Source organism: Pseudonocardia sp. UM4_GMWB1 (assembly GCF_017312155.1).
GTDB classification, from domain to species: Bacteria; Actinomycetota; Actinomycetes; order Mycobacteriales; family Pseudonocardiaceae; genus Pseudonocardia; species Pseudonocardia alni.
The window spans coordinates 2,100,724-2,117,274 of the sequence record NZ_QJPN01000001.1; the positions used below are offsets into that span (position 1 = coordinate 2,100,724).

At 74.8% G+C, this 16,551-nt stretch carries 17 protein-coding genes; 10 read left to right on the forward strand and 7 right to left on the reverse strand.

Annotated features, from left to right (window positions below; genetic code table 11):
* Nucleotides 1-7: 7 nt before the first annotated feature.
* The 4 genes from DMP15_RS10235 to DMP15_RS10250 form a co-directional block, all read right to left on the reverse strand.
* Entirely contained in the window at nt 8-901 is an 894-nt protein-coding gene (locus DMP15_RS10235; protein ID WP_073577422.1) for an amino acid ABC transporter permease, read from the reverse strand.
* Nucleotides 898-1,545: an amino acid ABC transporter permease gene (locus DMP15_RS10240; RefSeq protein WP_337825762.1), complete on the reverse strand. Its 648-nt coding sequence runs from the start codon at nt 1,543-1,545 to the stop codon at nt 898-900. Before DMP15_RS10240 ends, DMP15_RS10235 begins: the two co-directional genes overlap by 4 nt.
* A gap of 74 nt (nt 1,546-1,619) precedes the next feature.
* Nucleotides 1,620-2,510, reverse strand: coding sequence for a glutamate ABC transporter substrate-binding protein (locus DMP15_RS10245; protein WP_161151775.1), 891 nt, complete (start codon nt 2,508-2,510; stop codon nt 1,620-1,622).
* Nucleotides 2,511-2,539: 29 nt separating this feature from the next.
* On the reverse strand, nt 2,540-3,268 hold the full coding sequence (locus DMP15_RS10250) for an amino acid ABC transporter ATP-binding protein (RefSeq protein ID WP_062396680.1): 729 nt from the start codon (nt 3,266-3,268) through the stop codon (nt 2,540-2,542).
* 134 nt (nt 3,269-3,402) lie between these two features.
* Between DMP15_RS10250 and DMP15_RS10255 the strand changes: the two genes are divergently transcribed.
* The gene (locus DMP15_RS10255; protein WP_062396678.1) at nt 3,403-4,086 is read left to right on the forward strand and encodes a response regulator transcription factor; all 684 of its coding nucleotides are present in this window, start codon (nt 3,403-3,405) and stop codon (nt 4,084-4,086) included.
* A gap of 3 nt (nt 4,087-4,089) precedes the next feature.
* Nucleotides 4,090-5,508: an ATP-binding protein gene (locus DMP15_RS10260; RefSeq protein WP_161151774.1), complete on the forward strand. Its 1,419-nt coding sequence runs from the start codon at nt 4,090-4,092 to the stop codon at nt 5,506-5,508.
* Here the strand turns inward: DMP15_RS10260 and DMP15_RS10265 are convergent.
* A complete protein-coding gene (locus DMP15_RS10265) occupies nt 5,502-6,467 on the reverse strand; it encodes a TAXI family TRAP transporter solute-binding subunit (RefSeq protein ID WP_161151773.1) in 966 nt (321 codons plus the stop codon). The genes DMP15_RS10260 and DMP15_RS10265 overlap by 7 nt on opposite strands.
* 63 nt (nt 6,468-6,530) lie before the next feature.
* On the opposite strand from DMP15_RS10265, the gene miaB reads away from it, so the two are divergent.
* Entirely contained in the window at nt 6,531-8,027 is a 1,497-nt protein-coding gene (gene miaB, locus DMP15_RS10270; protein WP_073577427.1) for a tRNA (N6-isopentenyl adenosine(37)-C2)-methylthiotransferase MiaB, read from the forward strand.
* Complete coding sequence (locus DMP15_RS10275) at nt 8,024-8,470, forward strand: Rv2732c family membrane protein (RefSeq protein ID WP_179762165.1); 447 nt, start codon at nt 8,024-8,026, stop codon at nt 8,468-8,470. Before miaB ends, DMP15_RS10275 begins: the two co-directional genes overlap by 4 nt.
* Before the next feature lie 3 nt (nt 8,471-8,473).
* On the opposite strand, the gene DMP15_RS10280 is transcribed toward DMP15_RS10275, so the two are convergent.
* On the reverse strand, nt 8,474-9,709 hold the full coding sequence (locus DMP15_RS10280; protein WP_217266932.1) for a DUF349 domain-containing protein: 1,236 nt from the start codon (nt 9,707-9,709) through the stop codon (nt 8,474-8,476).
* A gap of 361 nt (nt 9,710-10,070) precedes the next feature.
* Between DMP15_RS10280 and DMP15_RS10285 the strand changes: the two genes are divergently transcribed.
* From DMP15_RS10285 to DMP15_RS10305, 5 genes are read left to right on the forward strand one after another with little or no spacing between them, the layout of a single operon-like run.
* On the forward strand, nt 10,071-10,772 hold the full coding sequence (locus DMP15_RS10285) for a hypothetical protein (RefSeq protein WP_337825764.1): 702 nt from the start codon (nt 10,071-10,073) through the stop codon (nt 10,770-10,772).
* Nucleotides 10,769-11,713, forward strand: a complete 945-nt coding sequence (gene miaA / locus DMP15_RS10290; protein ID WP_161152001.1) for a tRNA (adenosine(37)-N6)-dimethylallyltransferase MiaA — start codon at nt 10,769-10,771, stop codon at nt 11,711-11,713. Before DMP15_RS10285 ends, miaA begins: the two co-directional genes overlap by 4 nt.
* Nucleotides 11,710-12,579 carry a diaminopimelate epimerase gene (dapF, locus tag DMP15_RS10295; RefSeq protein ID WP_202417143.1) on the forward strand — a complete coding sequence of 290 codons (870 nt, stop codon included), beginning with the start codon at nt 11,710-11,712 and terminating at the stop codon, nt 12,577-12,579. The genes miaA and dapF overlap by 4 nt, the downstream gene beginning before the upstream one ends.
* Before the next feature lie 54 nt (nt 12,580-12,633).
* Nucleotides 12,634-14,124: a GTPase HflX gene (gene hflX / locus DMP15_RS10300; RefSeq protein ID WP_100878370.1), complete on the forward strand. Its 1,491-nt coding sequence runs from the start codon at nt 12,634-12,636 to the stop codon at nt 14,122-14,124.
* A 35-nt stretch (nt 14,125-14,159) separates the two neighbouring features.
* Nucleotides 14,160-15,224 carry a hypothetical protein gene (locus tag DMP15_RS10305; RefSeq protein WP_337825765.1) on the forward strand — a complete coding sequence of 355 codons (1,065 nt, stop codon included), beginning with the start codon at nt 14,160-14,162 and terminating at the stop codon, nt 15,222-15,224.
* A 30-nt stretch (nt 15,225-15,254) separates the two neighbouring features.
* On the opposite strand, the gene lexA is transcribed toward DMP15_RS10305, so the two are convergent.
* Entirely contained in the window at nt 15,255-16,013 is a 759-nt protein-coding gene (gene lexA / locus DMP15_RS10310) for a transcriptional repressor LexA (protein ID WP_073577431.1), read from the reverse strand.
* Nucleotides 16,014-16,242: 229 nt separating this feature from the next.
* Here lexA and DMP15_RS10315 point away from each other — a divergent pair, with 229 nt between their 5' ends.
* Nucleotides 16,243-16,473, forward strand: coding sequence for a hypothetical protein (locus tag DMP15_RS10315; RefSeq protein WP_337825766.1), 231 nt, complete (start codon nt 16,243-16,245; stop codon nt 16,471-16,473).
* The last annotated feature ends 78 nt before the right edge of the window (nt 16,474-16,551 follow it).

The following is a 16,551-nucleotide window of genomic DNA, read 5'->3' on the forward strand; positions in this document are numbered from 1 at the left end:
ACGAATGTCAGGCCGCGCCGCCCCCGTACCCGGCGCCGGACGGCACCTGCGGCGCGGTCAGCTCCGGGTCGGCGGGCTTCGCCCCGCCGCTGCGCGGCCCCTGCGACAGCCGCCGCTCCACCAGCCGCGAGATCCCGGTCAGGATCAGGCACAGCCCGATGTAGATCACCGCGATGACCAGCGCGACCGGCAGGATCGGCGAGCCCAGCTGGTTCTGGCTGCCCAGGAAACGCGCCTGGTAGAGCAGCTCGGGGTAGAGGATGATGAAACCGAGCGCGGTGTCCTTCAGGACCACGACGAGCTGCGACAGGATCGTCGGCAGCATCGAGCGCAGCGCCTGCGGGAGCAGCACGTTCGTCATCACCGGGGTCTTGCGCATCCCGAGCGCGTAGGCGGCCTCGCGCTGACCGCGCGGCACCGCGTTGACACCGGCGCGGAACACCTCGGCGAGCACCGAGCCGTTGTAGAGCATCAGGCCGAGCACGACCGCCCAGAAGGCGTCGATCTCGATGCCGAGCCCGCGGGAGAGGCCGAAGTACAGGATGAAGATCAGCACCAGCAGCGGGACGGCGCGGAAGAACTCGACGACCGTCGTCGCCGGGACGCTGACCCAGCGGTGGTCCGAGAGCCGTCCCGCGGCGAAGAACGCACCGAAGGCCAGCGACAGCACCGCGGCCACCGCGAAGGCGCTGATCGTCGCCCAGAGCGCGCCGAGCAGCAGGTACTGGATGCGGACGTAGGTGATCCACTCCCACAGCCGCGGGGAGAACTGCCCGGCTTCGTAGAACCGCCAGACCACGAACCCGACCAGTGCCAGGACGACCAGCGTGCCGACCACGCCGAGGGTCCGGTTGCGCCGGATCGCGGCCGGTCCGGGCACGTCGTAGAGGACCGAGCTCATCGGGCGACACCCCACTTCGCGTCGAGCCGCCGCTGCAGCAGCGTCAGCGGGACCACCAGGACCACGAAGATCGCCGCGATCCAGAGCAGGCCGATCATGACGTTGTAGCCGCGCTCGGAGAGCACGCTGTAGACGCTGCCCAGCTGGAACACCGCGAACCCGGAGGCGATCGTGGTGTTCTTCAGCAGCGCGATCTGGATGTTCGTCATCGGTGGGACGACGGCCCGCACAGCCTGCGGGAGCACGATCTGCCCCAGTGTCTGGGTGAAGGTGAAACCGAGCGCCCGGGCCGCCTCGGCCTGGCCGACCGGCACGGTGTTGATGCCCGACCGGACGATCTCGCAGACGAACGCCGCGGTGTAGAGGGCCAGGCCGATGCAGGCCAGGGTGAAGAACGAGAACTCCACCAGCTCCAGGCGCGGGTAGGCGAAGGCGAAGAAGAACAGCACCAGGGTGAGCGGCGTGTTCCGCAGCAGCGTCACGTAGAGGCTGCCGAAGCTGCGCAGCACCGGCACCGGGCTGACCCGCAGACCGGCGATCAGGGTGCCGAGGATCAGCGAGCCGATCGCCGAGACGACGAACAGCCCGACGGTGCCGAGGATCGCGCGCCAGTACACGTCGGCGTTGTCCAGCAGGACGTTCACCGCGATGCCCTCCTTCCGTGCTCATGGACGCGGCCGGTCCCCGGGACCACCCGGGGACCGGCCGCGTCACGGAATCAGTAGCGGTCGATCGCCGGCGGCTGGGCCTGGGTGCCGGACTTGCCCAGGGTGCCGTCGTAGATCGTCTTCCAGGTGCCGTCGTCGATCGCGGCCTGCAGCAGGTCGTTGACCTTGGTGCGCAGCGCGGTGTCGTTCTTGGGCAGGCCGATGCCGTAGGGCTCGGAGGAGAACTTCTCGCCGACGACCTTCAGCTGCTCCGGGTTCTGCGAGGCGTAGCCGAGCAGGATCGCGTCGTCCGTGGTGACGGCGTCGACCTGGCTGTTGATCAGCTGGTCGACGCACTGGGTGTAGGTCTGGAACTCGACGATGTTCGACGCCTCGGTGAGGTTCTGGTCCCGGACCCGCTGGATCGGGGTCGAGCCGGTGACCGAGCAGACCTTCTTGCCCTGCAGCGTCTGCGGGCCGGTGATCGCGTTGTCGTCGGCGCGCACGAGCAGGCCCTGGCCCGCGGTGTAGTACGGCCCGGCGAACCCGACGCGCTGCTTGCGCTTGTCGTTGATCGTGTAGGTGCCGACGTAGTAGTCGACCTCGCCGCGCTCGATGACGTCCTCACGTGCCGCGGACGGGACGACCTTGTAGTCGATCTGGTCCGGGGAGAAGCCGAGACCGCCGGCGACCATCCTGGCGATGTCGATGTCGAAGCCGGTGAACTGGCCCGTGGTGGCGTCGCGGAAACCGAGGCCCGGCTGGTCGTCCTTGACGCCGACGATCACGCGGCCGCGCTGCTTCATCGCCGCGAACGTCGGCGAACCGGCGACCTCGACGTTCTGTGCGACGGTGGGCTCGTAGCCCGAGCCCTCGGCGCCCGGTGCGCCCTCCTGGCCGCAGCCGGCCAGGGCCAGGGTGGCGGCCAGGGCGGCCGCCACCAGGATGCGGGTTCTCTTCACGTTCGCTCCGCTCGTCGGGGTGGGGTGGGTCAGTGGGAGAGGATCTTGCCGAGGAAGTCCTTGGCCCGGTCGCTGCGCGGCGCGGTGAAGAAGTCGTCGGGCGTGGAGTCCTCGACGATCTCGCCGTCGCTCATGAACACGACGCGGTGCGCGGCCCGGCGGGCGAAGCCCATCTCGTGGGTCACGACGACCATCGTCATGCCCTCCTTGGCCAGCGAGGTCATGGTGTCGAGCACCTCGTTGACCATCTCCGGGTCCAGCGCCGAGGTCGGCTCGTCGAAGAGCATCACCTTCGGCTTCATCGCCAGCGCGCGGGCGATCGCCGCGCGCTGCTGCTGGCCGCCGGACAGCTGCGCCGGGTACTTGTCGCGCTGGTTCGCGATGCCGACGCGCTCCAGCAGCGCCAGCCCGGTCTTCTCGGCCTCGGCCTTGGAGGCGCCGCGGACCTTGAGCGGGGCCAGCGTGACGTTCTCCAGGATCGTCTTGTGCGCGAACAGGTTGAACGACTGGAAGACCATGCCGACGTCGGCGCGCAGGGCGGCCAGCGCCTTGCCCTCCGCAGCCAGCGCGGTGCCGTCGATCTCGATCGTGCCGGTGTCGATCGGCTCGAGACGGTTGATCGTGCGGCAGAGTGTGGACTTGCCGGAACCGGAGGGGCCGAGGACGACGACGACCTCACCACGGGCGACGTCGAGATCGATGTCGCGCAGCACGTGGAGGTCGCCGAAGTGCTTCTGCACCCCGGCCATCCGCACCATGGGAGTGCTGGACGCGGGCGGGCTGGTCATGCTGCCTCCGGACATGGCGAGAGCCTGGACGGAACGGACATGCGAGTCCACCACCTTGAGGAACCTTTAGGGTCTCGGCCACGTAACGGAAAGGGCGGGCAGCGGTGCACATCCTGCTGATCGAGGACGACGACCGGGTCGCCGCCGCGCTGCGCCCGGCGCTGCACCGGCACGGGATGACCACGACCCGCCTCGACCACGGCCGCGGCGCCGTCGACCACCTCGACGGCGTCGACGTCGTGCTGCTCGACCTGGGCCTCCCCGACGCCGACGGGCTCGACGTCTGCCGTGCGATCCGCGCCGTCTCCGAGGTCCCGGTGCTGATGGTGACCGCCCGCGGCGAGGTCACCGACCGCATCGCCGGTCTGCACACCGGCGCCGACGACTACCTGGTCAAGCCCTACGACATCGGCGAGCTCGTGGCCCGGGTGCACGCGGTGCAGCGCCGCCGCAAGGTCGGTGACGACGGCACGGTCGCCCCGGCCGGGTCGGCCCCGGTGACCGTCGGCGACGTCCGCGTCGACCCCGAACGGCACGAGGTCACCGTCGCCGGGGAGCAGGTGGTGCTCACCCGCAAGGAGTTCCAGGTGCTGTCGCTGCTCGCGCGCGCCGACGGCGCCGTCTGCACCCGCGCCCAGATCGTCGCCGAGGTGTGGGGGCGCGGCTGGGCGGGCGCGAACCGGACCCTCGACGTGCACGTGGCGACGCTGCGGACCAAGCTCGGCCGCCCCGAGCTGGTGCGCACCGTGCGCGGCGTCGGGTACCGCTTCGCCGCCACCGAGGACTGACCCGTGCGCAGCCGGCTGCTGCTGGTCGTGCTCGTGCTCGTCGGGCTGCTCGCCGCCGGGCTGGGCGTCCCGCTGGCGTGGACCGCCGCCCAGCGCGCCCAGGAGGAGGTCTTCACCGACCGGCTCACCGACACGATCTCCTTCGCCTCCACCGCGCAGCGCCCGCTCATCGAGGCCCCCGCGGGCAGCTCCGCGCTCACCACCTTCACCGACGAGATCACCCGCTACGACGACGTCTACGGCGTCGCGGTGCTCGTGGTCGACCGGACCGGTCGGACACTGACCGCGTCCCGCCCGGCCGACCGGCTGCCCGAGCTGGGGGACTACGCCACCGAGCGGACCGCGGTCGCGCTGGCCGGGCGCCGTTCGTCGACCTACCCGCTGCTGATGCCGTGGGACGCCCGGCCGCTGGTGCTGGCCGAGCCGGTGCTCGTCGACGGCGAGGTCGTCGGCGCGGTGGCGACGGTGTCACCGACCGACGCACTGCGGGCCGAGGCGGTGCGCACCTGGTCGCTGATCGCCGGGGCCGCGGTGTTCGCGCTGCTCGCCGGCACCCTGGTCGCGCTGCCGCTCACCGCCTGGGTGCTGCGCCCGGTCCGCCGGCTCGACGAGGCGATGGGCCGGGTCGGGACGGCCGTCGTCGCCGGGGGGCCGCCCGGTCCGCCGTCGCGGCGCAGCGGCCCGCCGGAGCTGCGCTCGCTGGCCGGGTCGTTCGACCGGATGACCGAGACGGTGCGCGAGGCGCTCGCCGCGCAGCGCGCGTTCGTCGCCGACGCCTCCCATCAGCTGCGGAACCCCCTCACGGCGCTGCGCCTGCGGCTGTCCAACCTCGACGGGCACGTCGACCCGGCCGCCGCCGACGACCACCTCGCGGCGATGGAGGAGGCCGAGCGGCTGTCCCGGGTGCTCGACGGGCTGCTGGCGCTGGCCCGCGCCGAGCGCGCGGTGGAGGATCCGGGTGACGCCGAGGACACCGACCTCGACCTCGTCATCGCCGAACGCGTGGACAACTGGCGGCCGCTGGCCGAGCACTCCGGGATCGAGCTGCGCCGCAGCGGCCCGCACGGTCTGCACGCCCTGATCGGCGAGCCCGCGCTGGAGTCGGTGCTCGACGCGCTGCTCGACAACGCGCTCAAGTACACCCCGGCCGGGCGACGGGTGCGGGTCGCGACGCTGCGCACCGCGGACCGGATCGGCGTCAGCGTCGTCGACGGCGGGCCCGGCCTGGCGCCGGAGGACCGGGCGCGGGCCACCGACCGGTTCTGGCGGGCGCCCGGTCAGACCAACGTCGAGGGCAGCGGGCTGGGTCTGGCCATCGCGGTGCGGGCCGCCGCCGCGGCCGGCGGGAGCCTGCAGCTGGGCGCCGCCCCGGGCGGCGGGCTGCGGGTCACACTGTGGCTGCGCCCGGGTGCGGCTCAGTAGCCCTTGGTGGCCCGGTAGAACGCGACGGCGCCGTCGTGCAGCGGGATCGGCTGGGTGCCGATCGCCGAGCGGGAGTCGACGGTCACCGCGGCCGGGCTGGCCTGGGCCAGCCGCGGCTGCTCGTCGAAGGCGGCGCGGATGAGCGCGCCGGCCAGGTCGGCGTCCATCCCCTCGGTGACCAGCAGCGCGTTGCGCACCGACAGGCACGACACCGGGCCGGGCAGGCCGTAGGTGTTCGCGGGGACCGTCGCCACCGAGTAGACGGGGTACCGGTCGCGCATCCGGTCGAGCACGCCGCCGAGCTCCAGCAGCCGGATCGGGACCTGCGCGGCCAGCTCCCGCACGCCGTCGGTGGGGACCCCGCCGGACCAGAAGAACGCGTCGAGAGTGCCCTCGCGCAGCGCCGCCGTCGCGTCCGTGAGGCCCAGCTCCGCGCGGGTGCCCAGACCCGCGAGGCCGATCCCGGCCACGTCGAGCAGCCGGACCGCGATCGGCTGGTATCCGCTGCCACCCGGGCCGATCGACACCCGCCGCCCCCGCAGGTCCGCGATGCTGCGCAGGCCGGAGTCGGCGCGCACGACGATGTGGGTGACGTCGTCGTAGAGCCGGGCCAGTGCGCGCGGCTCGGCCGGGCCGGTGGTGCGGGCGGCGACGTCGGCGGCCACGTCGACCTGGCTGATCGTCACCGCGGCCGTACCGGTGGTCAGCAGCTCCATGTTCTGCGCGCTGCCCGCGGTCCCCAGCACCTGCGGGGCCGCGGCGAGCCCGAGCCGTTCCCGCCAGATCTCCGACAGCGTGCGCGCGAGGTTGATGTACACCCCCGGCTGCACCCCGCCGGCGATCACCAGCGGGGCGGCGGGCCGCGGCCCGGTGCAGGCGGCCAGCCCTGCCCCCAGACCCAGCACCGCCCCCGCGCGCAGCACGGTGCGCCTCGTCAGCGGGGGCCCGGGCCGGTGCACCGGCCCATCATCCCCGACGGCCCCGTCCCGGCGTCGTCGCACCGGGCGCCTACCCTCGGGTGTGTGAGCCGCAGCTACACCGTGCGCACCTACGGGTGCCAGATGAACGTGCACGACTCGGAGCGGATGGCCGGTCTGCTGGAGGACGCCGGGTACGCCCGGGCCGAGGACCCCGACACCGCCGACGTCGTCGTGTTCAACACCTGCGCGGTGCGGGAGAACGCGGACAACAAGCTCTACGGCAACCTCGGGCACCTGCGCCCCCGCAAGGTCGCGAACCCGGACATGCAGATCGCCGTGGGCGGCTGCCTGGCCCAGAAGGACCGCGACACGATCACGCGGCGGGCCCCGTGGGTCGACGTCGTGTTCGGCACGCACAACGTGCACGCCCTGCCGACGCTGCTGGAGCGGGCCCGGCACAACGAACAGGCCCAGGTCGAGATCGCCGAGGCGCTCGAGGTGTTCCCCTCGACGCTGCCCGCGCGCCGCGACTCCGCCTACGCCGGCTGGGTGTCGATCTCGGTGGGCTGCAACAACACCTGCACGTTCTGCATCGTGCCGTCGCTGCGCGGCAAGGAGCGCGACCGGCGCCCCGGCGACGTGCTCGCCGAGGTGCAGACCCTCGCCGCGGACGGCGTGCTCGAGGTGACCCTGTTGGGCCAGAACGTGAACGCCTACGGCTCGGACATGGGTGACAAGCAGGCGTTCTCCAAGCTCCTGCGGGCCTGCGGCGAGGTCGAGGGGCTGGAGCGGGTGCGGTTCACCAGCCCGCACCCGCGCGACTTCACCTCCGACGTGATCGCCGCGATGGCGCAGACCCCGAACGTCTGCCCGCAGCTGCACATGCCGCTGCAGTCCGGCTCCGACGGCGTCCTGCGCCGGATGCGCCGCAGCTACCGCTCGGAGCGGTTCCTGTCGATCCTGGCCGAGGTCCGGGAGTCGATCCCGCACGCGGCGATCACCACCGACATCATCGTCGGTTTCCCCGGCGAGACCGAGCAGGACTTCCAGGACACCCTCGACGTCGTCGAGCGGGCCCGGTTCGCCGCGGCGTTCACCTTCCAGTACTCGAAGCGCCCCGGTACGCCCGCCGCGGACCTGCCCGACCAGCTGCCCAAGGCCGTCGTGCAGGAGCGCTACGAGCGCCTCGTCGCGCTGCAGGAGCGGATCTCCTGGGAGGAGAACCGCAGGCAGGAGGGCACCGAGGTCGAGCTGCTGGTGTCCACCGGCGAGGGCCGCAAGGACGCGGCGACCGCCCGGCTCACCGGCCGCGCCCGCGACGGGCGGCTCGTGCACTTCGCGCCCGGGGACGCGACCGGCATCCGGCCGGGCGACATCGTCACCGTCCGGATCGACCGCGGTGCCCCGCACCACCTCGTCGCCGACGGCGGCGTGCTCACCCACCGCCGCACCCGCGCCGGCGACGCCGCCGAGGCCGGCGAGCGCCCGTCCGGGGCACCGACCACTCTGGGTCTGCCCGCGTTCGGGGCCCCGGCGCCCGAGCCGGCACCCGCCACGCCGTCCTGCGGCGTCCCCGCCACCACCGGAGGTGCCCGATGAGCGACGTGTCCCCGGAGACCCGCGCCGAGATCGACCGGGCCGGGCGCGGTGTCGCCCGCCGGATCGACCCGGGTACGCGCGCCATGCTGATCGCGGTGGCGATCGTCGCCGCCGTCGCCGCGCTGCTGCTGCCGTGGGTGGCGGGCACCCCGGGCTGGCAGGTGCTGGCCTCCGGCACCTCCGGGCCGCTGCCGACGCTGTTCTCGTTCACCATGACCGGGTTCGCCGTCGTGGTGTCCGCGGCCGCGCTGCTGACCCGGCTGTGGGCGCTCGCGTGGCTCGCGGCCTTCGGCTGCGGGATCTCCTCGGTGAACGGGCTGTGGGCGATCTGGTCGCAGCAGACCGGCGCCGGGGCCGGCCCCGGGTTCGGGATGGTCCTCGGCGTGATCGCGGTCGTGCTGCTGACCTTCGTGTGGGCGGGCGCCGCGCTGCAGCGCGACTGACCCCTACCGCTCGTCGACCGCCTGTTCGGCGGCGGTCAGCCACTCCCGCCACTGCGCCGCCTGCGCACGGGCCTGCTCGGCGCGCCTGCCGTCACCGGCCGCCTCGGCCTTCTCCGCCTGCGCCTCGAACTGCTCGACCCGCACCCGGAACTGCTCCACGCGGGCCTGGGCCTCGGGGTCGGTGCGGCGCCACTGCGCGTCCGCGGCGGCGGCGACCTTGTCCTCGATCCCGCGCAGCCGCCCCTCCAGGGTGCGGATCTCCTCGCGCGGGACCTTGCCGATGGCCTCCCAGCGCTCCTGGACCTCGCGCAGCCGGGCCCGTGCGCCGTCCGGGTCGGACAGGTCGATCGTCTCGGCCTCGGCGAGCAGGGCCCGCTTCGCCTCGGCGTTCTCGGCGAACTCGGTGTCGCGGGCGGAGAAGTACTCCCCGCGGCGGGCGAAGAAGCGGTCCTGCGCGCCGCGGAAGCGGGCCCACAGCGCGTCGTCGGCCTCGCGGTGGGCGCGGCCCGCGGCCTTCCACTCGGTCATCAGGTCGCGATAGGCGGCCGCGGTCGCGTTCCACTCGTCGGAGTCGGCCAGGGCCTCGGCCCGGTCGACGAGCTCCTCCTTGCGGGCCTTCGCGGTGACCCGCTGGCGGTCGAGGTCGGCGAAGTGCGAGCCGCGCCGCCGGTTGAACGCCTCCCGGGCCTTCGAGAAGCGCTTCCACAGCTGCTCGTCGGTCTTCTTGTCGACGCCGCGGACGCTGCGCCACTCGTCGAGGATCGCCTTGAACCGGTCCCCGGCCTGCTTCCACTGGGTGGAGTCCGCGGCCATCTTCTCGGCCTCGACGGCGAGCGCCTCCTTGCGGGCGACGGCGTCGTGCCGGGCGCGCTCGCGCTCCTCCTTCGCCGCGCTGACGCCCTGCTCGGCCCGGCCGACCAGCTCGTCGAGCCGTTCGCGCAGGGCGGGCACGTCCCCGACCACGTGCGCCTCGCCGAGGCCCTCGCGCAGCGCGGTGAGCGCGGTCAGCGACGCCTTCGCGTCCCCGCCGCCGGCGATCCGCGCGGCGAGCACCTCGGTCTCGGTGACCAGCGCGTCGAACCGCTTCGCGTAGTGCTCCAGGCCCTCCGCGGGCGGTCCGGCCTGGTAGGAGCCGACGACCCGCTCGCCGTCGGCGGTGACCAGGGTGATGGTCCCGTCGTCGTCGGCGCGGCCCCAGCGGCCCGGGTCACCGGCCGCCGAGGGCACCGGCGACGGCAGCGCGGCGGGCGGCGCGGGCGGTGCGACCGCGGCCGGGGTGGGCGCGGGGCGCGCGGCGGGCGGCGGTCCGGGCCGGGGCGGCCCCGGCTTCGGCGGGGTGGGCCGGGTGGGCTCGGCACCCTGTCCTGCAGCGTCGGTCGCGTGGGTCTCGGACACCGGTAGGTCCTCCTCGTTCGGCCCGCCGCGGGGGCGGGCGCCCCGGTGCGGATGTCCGTCCGGGGCCGTGCGCGCACCGGGCCCCTCGCGCGGTGCGGAGGCCGGAACGGCGATTCAAGCAGGTCCACCGCCCTCGGGGGAACCGCGTGCCCTCCGGCCGGGTACGGGCGTCGCGGCGGGGGAGCGCTGATTACCCTCGGATCCCGTGCCCGCCGCGATCGCCGTCCTGCCCCAGCCCCCGCTCCTCGTCCCCGCCCTGGGCGGCGACGCGGCGGTCGAGACCGAGGGGCTGCGCGAGGCCGTCGCCACCGCCGTGGCGGGTCTGGCCGCGGCCGCGGACCGCTGGGTCGTCGTCGGCGCCGACCCCGGCGGGCGGCGCACCGTCGCCCCGGGTACCCGCGGCACCTTCGCCGGCTACGGCCGCGACGTCCCCGTCGCGCTGCCCGGCCCGGCCGGCCCCGACGAGGGCGCGGAGCTCCCGCTCCCGCTGCTGGTCGCGGCCTGGGCCGCGGCGCCGGCCGGGGTCGGGTCGGTGCGCGGCGAGCTCGTCGCGCCGGACACCCCGGTCGCCGACTGCCTGGCGCTGGGCGTGGAGCTCGCCGGCGAGGGGGTCGGGCTGGTCGTCGTCGGTGACGGCGCGGCCAAGCACACCGCGAAGGCCCCCGGCGGGTTCGACGGCCGCGCCGAGGCGTTCGACGCCGTCGTCGCCGCCGCGTTCGACGCCGGTGACCCCGAGGCGCTCGCCCGGCTCGACCCGGACGGCGCCGCCGCGCTCTGGGCGTCCGGCCGCGCGCCCTGGCAGGTCCTCGCGGGTGCCGCGCGCGGGCGGGCCTGGACGGCGGCGCACCGGCACACCTCGATGCCCTACGGCGTCGCCTACCACGTGGCGCTGTGGGAACCGGCGTGAGCGCCCCTCCGTCGACGGCACCGCCGCTCGTGGTCGTGGTCGGGCCGACCGCGACCGGCAAGTCGGACCTCGGGCTGGAGCTGGCACTGGTGCTGGGCGGGGAGGTCGTCAACGCCGACGCGATGCAGCTCTACCGCGGCATGGACGTCGGCACCGCGAAGCTCACCCCGCACGAGCGGCGCGGCGTCGTCCACCACCAGCTCGACGTCCTCGACGTCACCGAGACCGCCTCGGTCGCGGCCTACCAGCGCGAGGCCCGCGCCGTCGTCGAGGAGCTGCGCGCCGCCGGACGTACGCCGGTGCTCGTCGGCGGCTCGGGTCTCTACGTGCAGGCCGTGCTGGACGAGCTGGAGTTCCCCGGCACCGACCCGGAGCTGCGCGCCGCGCTGGAGGCCGAGCTGGACCGCGACGGGTCCGGCGCGCTGCACGCCCGCCTCGCCGCGGTCGACCCGGTCGCCGCGGAGCAGGTGCTGCCCTCGAACGGGCGGCGGATCGTCCGCGCGCTCGAGGTGATCGCGCTGACCGGCAGGCCGTTCCGGGCGACGCTGCCCGGCGCGGGCACCCCCCGCTACGACGCCGTGCTGCTCGGCGTGGACCGCGACGTCGCCGAGCTCGACGAGCGCGTCGCGCTGCGGGTGGACCGGATGCTCGACGGCGGTCTGGTCGACGAGACCCGCGCCCTGCTCCGCCACGGGCTGGCGCAGGGCCGCACCGCGTCCCGCGCGCTGGGCTACCGGCAGGTGATCGAGGCCCTCGACCGCGACCCGGCCCACCCCGACCTCGCCGGTGTCCGGGAGGAGACGGTCCGGGCGACCCGGCGGTTCGTGCGCCGCCAGCGCTCCTGGTTCCGCCGCGACCGCCGCATCCACTGGCTCGACGGCGCCGACCCGGACCTGGTGGCCTCGGCGCGCGCGGTGCTCGCTCGTAGGCTGGTGGCATGACCGGCGGTATCGCGTTCAGCAAGGGGCACGGCACGCAGAACGACTTCGTGGTGCTGCCCGACCCGGACGCCGCGCTCGACCTCACCCCGGCCCGCGTCGCCGCGCTGTGCGACCGCCGCCGCGGCCTCGGCGCGGACGGTGTGCTGCGGGTCGTGCGCTGGACGGAGCTCGCCGGGGAGCCCGGCGTCGGTGAGCCGGCCGACGGCGTCGAGTGGTTCATGGACTACCGCAACGCCGACGGCTCGCTCGCCGAGATGTGCGGCAACGGCCTGCGCGTGTTCGCCCGCTACCTGCACGAGTGCGGCTGGGCCACCGGCGGGCCGGTCGGCACCCGGAACGGGGTGCTCGACACCGCGGTCGGGCCGGACGGGGTCTCGGTCGGGCTCGGCACGGTCGGCGTCGGCCCCGCGTCGGTCGCCACCAGCGGCGACGCGCGTTTCGACGGCATCGCCCTCGACGTCGGCAACCCGCACCTGGCCTGCGTCACCGCGGCCGACCCGGACACCCTCGACCTGACCCGTGCGCCCTCGTTCGACCCGGCGCTGTTCCCGAACGGGGTGAACGTCGAGTTCCTGACCCCGCTGGACGGTCCCGCCGACGGCGGCCACATCCGGATGCGGGTGCACGAGCGCGGCGTGGGGGAGACCCGCTCCTGCGGCACCGGGACCGTCGCCGCCGCCGTCGCCGCGCTGCGGCACGCCGGGCACTCCGCCGGCGACGTGCAGGTCACCGTCCCGGGCGGGCTGCTGCGGGTGACGGTGGAGGCGGGTACCGACGAACGGACCGGGCCCACGACGCTGCACGGCCCGGCCGTACTGCTCGCGTCCGGGGAGCTGGACCGGGCGTGGTGGGACGCGCCCGCCTGAGCGTCGCGAATCCGGGCGGACACGGGCCCCGCGACGTGGGAGGATGGGGTCAAGATGACTGATGCCCACACGCACCCCTCCGTGACCCCCTCCGCGTCGAACCCGGTTCCGACGGGTGGCGAGCTCGACCTGGAGGAGCGCACGTCGCTGCGCCGGATCCACGGGCTGTCCACCGAGCTCACCGACATCACCGAGGTCGAGTACCGCAAGCTCCAGCTGGAGCGGGTCGTGCTCGTCGGCGTCTGGACCGAGGGCACGGCCGAGCAGGCCGAGAACTCGATGACCGAGCTGGCCCGCCTCGCCGAGACCGCCGGTTCCGAGGTGATGGACGGCCTCGTCCAGCGCCGCTCCAGCCCGGACCCGGCCACGTTCATCGGCTCCGGCAAGGTCGAGGAGCTGCTCGGAACCGTCCGCGCCACCGGCGCCGACACCGTGATCTGCGACGGCGAGCTGTCACCCGGTCAGCTCCGCCAGCTGGAGGAGCGGCTCAAGGTCAAGGTCATCGACCGGACCGCGCTGATCCTCGACATCTTCGCCCAGCACGCCCGTTCGCGGGACGGCAAGGCCCAGGTCGAGCTCGCGCAGCTGTCCTACCTGCTGCCGCGGCTGCGCGGCTGGGGTGAGGCGCTGTCCCGGCAGGTCGGTGGCCGCGCCGCGGGCGGTGTCGGTATCGGTGGCCGTGGCCCCGGTGAGACGAAGATCGAGCTGGACCGGCGCCGGATCCGCGCGCGCATGTCGAAGCTGCGCCGCGAGATCGGTGCGATGCGCCAGGTCCGCGAGACCCAGCGCGGCAGCCGTCGCCGCAACGAGATCCCGTCGGTCGCGATCGTCGGCTACACCAACGCGGGCAAGTCGAGCCTGCTCAACCAGCTCACCGACGCCGGCGTGCTGGTGCAGGACGCGCTGTTCGCGACGCTGGACCCGACCACCCGCAAGGCGCAGACGCCCGACGGGCACGAGTACACCCTCACCGACACCGTCGGGTTCGTGCGGCACCTGCCGCACCAGCTCGTCGAGGCGTTCCGCTCCACGCTGGAGGAGGCCGCCCGGGCCGACCTGCTGGTGCACGTCGTCGACGGGTCCGACCCGCTGCCCGACGACCAGATCGCCGCGGTCCGCCAGGTGCTCGTCGAGGTCGGTGAGGCTGCGGGCGACACGATGCCGCCCGAGCTGCTCGTGATCAACAAGACCGATGCGGCCGGTGACCTCGCGCTGGCCCGGCTGCGGCACGCCCAGCCGGACGCGGTGTTCGTCTCCGCGCACAGCGGTGACGGGATCCGCCGGCTCCGGGAGCGCATCGCCGAGCGACTGCCGCGCCCGGAGTACGAGGTCGACCTCCTGCTGCCCTACACCGAGGGTGCGCTGGTCGCGCGGCTGCACGACGACGGCGAGATCCTCGCCGAGGAACACACCGCCGACGGCACCCGGATCCGGGCGCGGGTGAAGCCCGAACTGGGCACCGCGGTGCTGCCGTTCGCGGTGGCGGGCTCGGCCCTGCCGACGGGGGCCGGCACCGACCTGCCGGCGACGGCGGCGGGCCACTGAGCGTCCCACCGGCCGGGCGGCCGGGCCCCGGGATCGTGGCCCGCCGCCTGGCCACGGTCCTCTGCCTGACCGGTGCGCTCACGGGTGCGGCCGCGTCGCCGCCCGGGGCGATCCCGGCCTGCTCGATCGGCGACCCGCGGCTGGCGGAGCTGTCCGGGCTGGTCGCCGAGGGCCCGCCCGGCGCCGCCCCGCAGCGTTACCACACCATCGTCGACGGCGGCGGGACCGCGCGGGCGTTCACCCTGGACCCCGTCGGCTGTGCGGTCACCGGGACCCGGCAGGCCGACGTCCCGGTCACCGACGTCGAGGACCTCGGCCTCGGACCGGGCGGGGAGCTGTGGCTCGCCGACACCGGCGACAACGGGGCGCGGCGCGGCTCGGTCCGGCTCGTCGTGCTGCCCCCGGCCGGGCCGCCACGGGTGCACGACCTCGTCTACCCCGACGGTCCGCGCGACGTCGAGGCACTGCTGGTCGGCGACGACGGCGTGCCCTTGCTGGTCGACAAGACCACCGGGGCCGCCGGGGTCTACCGGGCCGCCGCGCCGCTGCACGACGGCGGGGACCCGGTGGAGCTGCGCCGGGTGGCACAGGTCGTGCTGCCCTGGTCCGGCACCGGCGGCGGGCCGCTCGGGGCCGCCGGGGCGCGCACGGTCACCGGCGGCGGGGTCTCGCCGGCCGGGGCCGACGGCGGGCGCGCCGCCGTGCTGCGGACCTACACCGACGCCTGGGTGTTCCCGCTGCCCGCCGGCGGACCGGCGACGGCCGACGCGCTGGTCGCGGCCCTGGACGGGGCACCGCTTCCGGTGCCGTTGCCGGGAGAGGCCCAGGGCGAGGCGGTCGCCCCGGACGGCCGGGGCGCGCTGCACTCCGGGAGCGAGGCGCGGAGCCTGACCGCGGCGGCGATCACGGTCGTCCCGGGCGCGGTGACCGCGGCGACCGTTCCGCAGGCACCGGTCGTCCCTCAGCCCGCCGAGGTGCCGGAGTACCGCACGTACCCGTCGTGGCTGCCTGCCGCGGGCGGGGCCGCGGCGCTCGGGGCGCTGCTGATCGCCGGCGCCGTCGCGATGTCCCTGCACGGACGGCGCCGCCGGTCCCGCTGATCGCGGGGCCCGGGGCGCCGTCCGAGGCGGTCAGAGGCGGCGCAGGACCGCCACGACGCGGCCCAGGATCGACGCGTCGTCACCCGGGATCGGGTCGTAGGCGTCGTTCGCGGGCATCAGCCAGATGTGCCCGTCCTTGCGGCGGAACGTCTTCACGGTCGCCTCACCGTCGATCATCGCGGCCACGACCTCGCCCTGCTCGGCCACCGGCTGCTGGCGCACGACGACCCAGTCGCCGTCGGTGATCGCGGCGTCGACCATCGAGTCGCCCTTGACGTTGAGCAGGAACAGCGTGCCCTCGCCGACGATCTCGCGCGGCAGCGGGAACACGTCCTGCACGGCCTGCTCGGCCAGGATCGGGCCACCGGCGGCGATGTCGCCGATGAGCGGCACGAACGCCGGCGCCGGCCGCGCGGAACGCAGATCGGCGGTGTCGGTGTCGGAGTCCGCCCCGTCGGTACCGGCGATCTGCTCCGGGCTGCGGACGTCGACCGCGCGGGTGCGGTTCGGGTCGCGCCGGAGGAAGCCCTTGCGCTCCAGGGTGCGGAGCTGGTGGTGCACCGACGAGGTGGACGTGAGGCCCACCGCGTCACCGATCTCGCGGACGCTGGGCGGGTAGCCGTACCGGTCCACCCAGTCCCGGATGACGGCCAGGACCTTCTTCTGCCGCGGGGTCAGGCCGCGGGTGTCGGCCGCGGGGTCGGGGAACTCCCGGACCTTCGCGGATCCCCGGTCCGCGGCGGTGCCGGTCACGCCGGGACCACCGTGTCCGGTGTCGTCCGCTGCCATCGCATTCGCCTCCTCGGGGTACTTACGGCGACGACCCTAGCCGCCACGATCCCGTTCGCCAAACATGCGTTCGAAGTCGCCCGGGGCGTGTCGTGGATTCCGTCGGGCCGCGGTGGTACAACATCGCACAGGCGTTCGATCGAACGCGGGTTCGATCGGACGCGGTCCGCGTCGCCGTCCGGCCGCGCGGGGGCGACCGGCAGCGGGAACGGCAGCGGGGGTGGCGATCGTGGGTTCGGCGGTCATCGGGGACGTGACGGTCATCGGGCGGGTCGCGGTGCGCACCACGACCGACGGAGTGCGGCCCGGCCGGGCGCCGGGCGTCGTGCGCCGTGCGGTGGGCGCATCGGGTGTCCTGCTCGCCTCGGCGGCCGCGGTCGTCGCGCTCGGGGTGCTCGCCGACGTCGCGGTCGCCACCCACGGCCCGGCCGGGCCGCCCGCGGCCGCCGCACCACGCTGAGAACGTCCCCGGCACGGGGGAGGGCCTGCGGGAACGCGGTCGTTGTCGGTGTCGGGTGCTACACCGCTCGTACGCCCG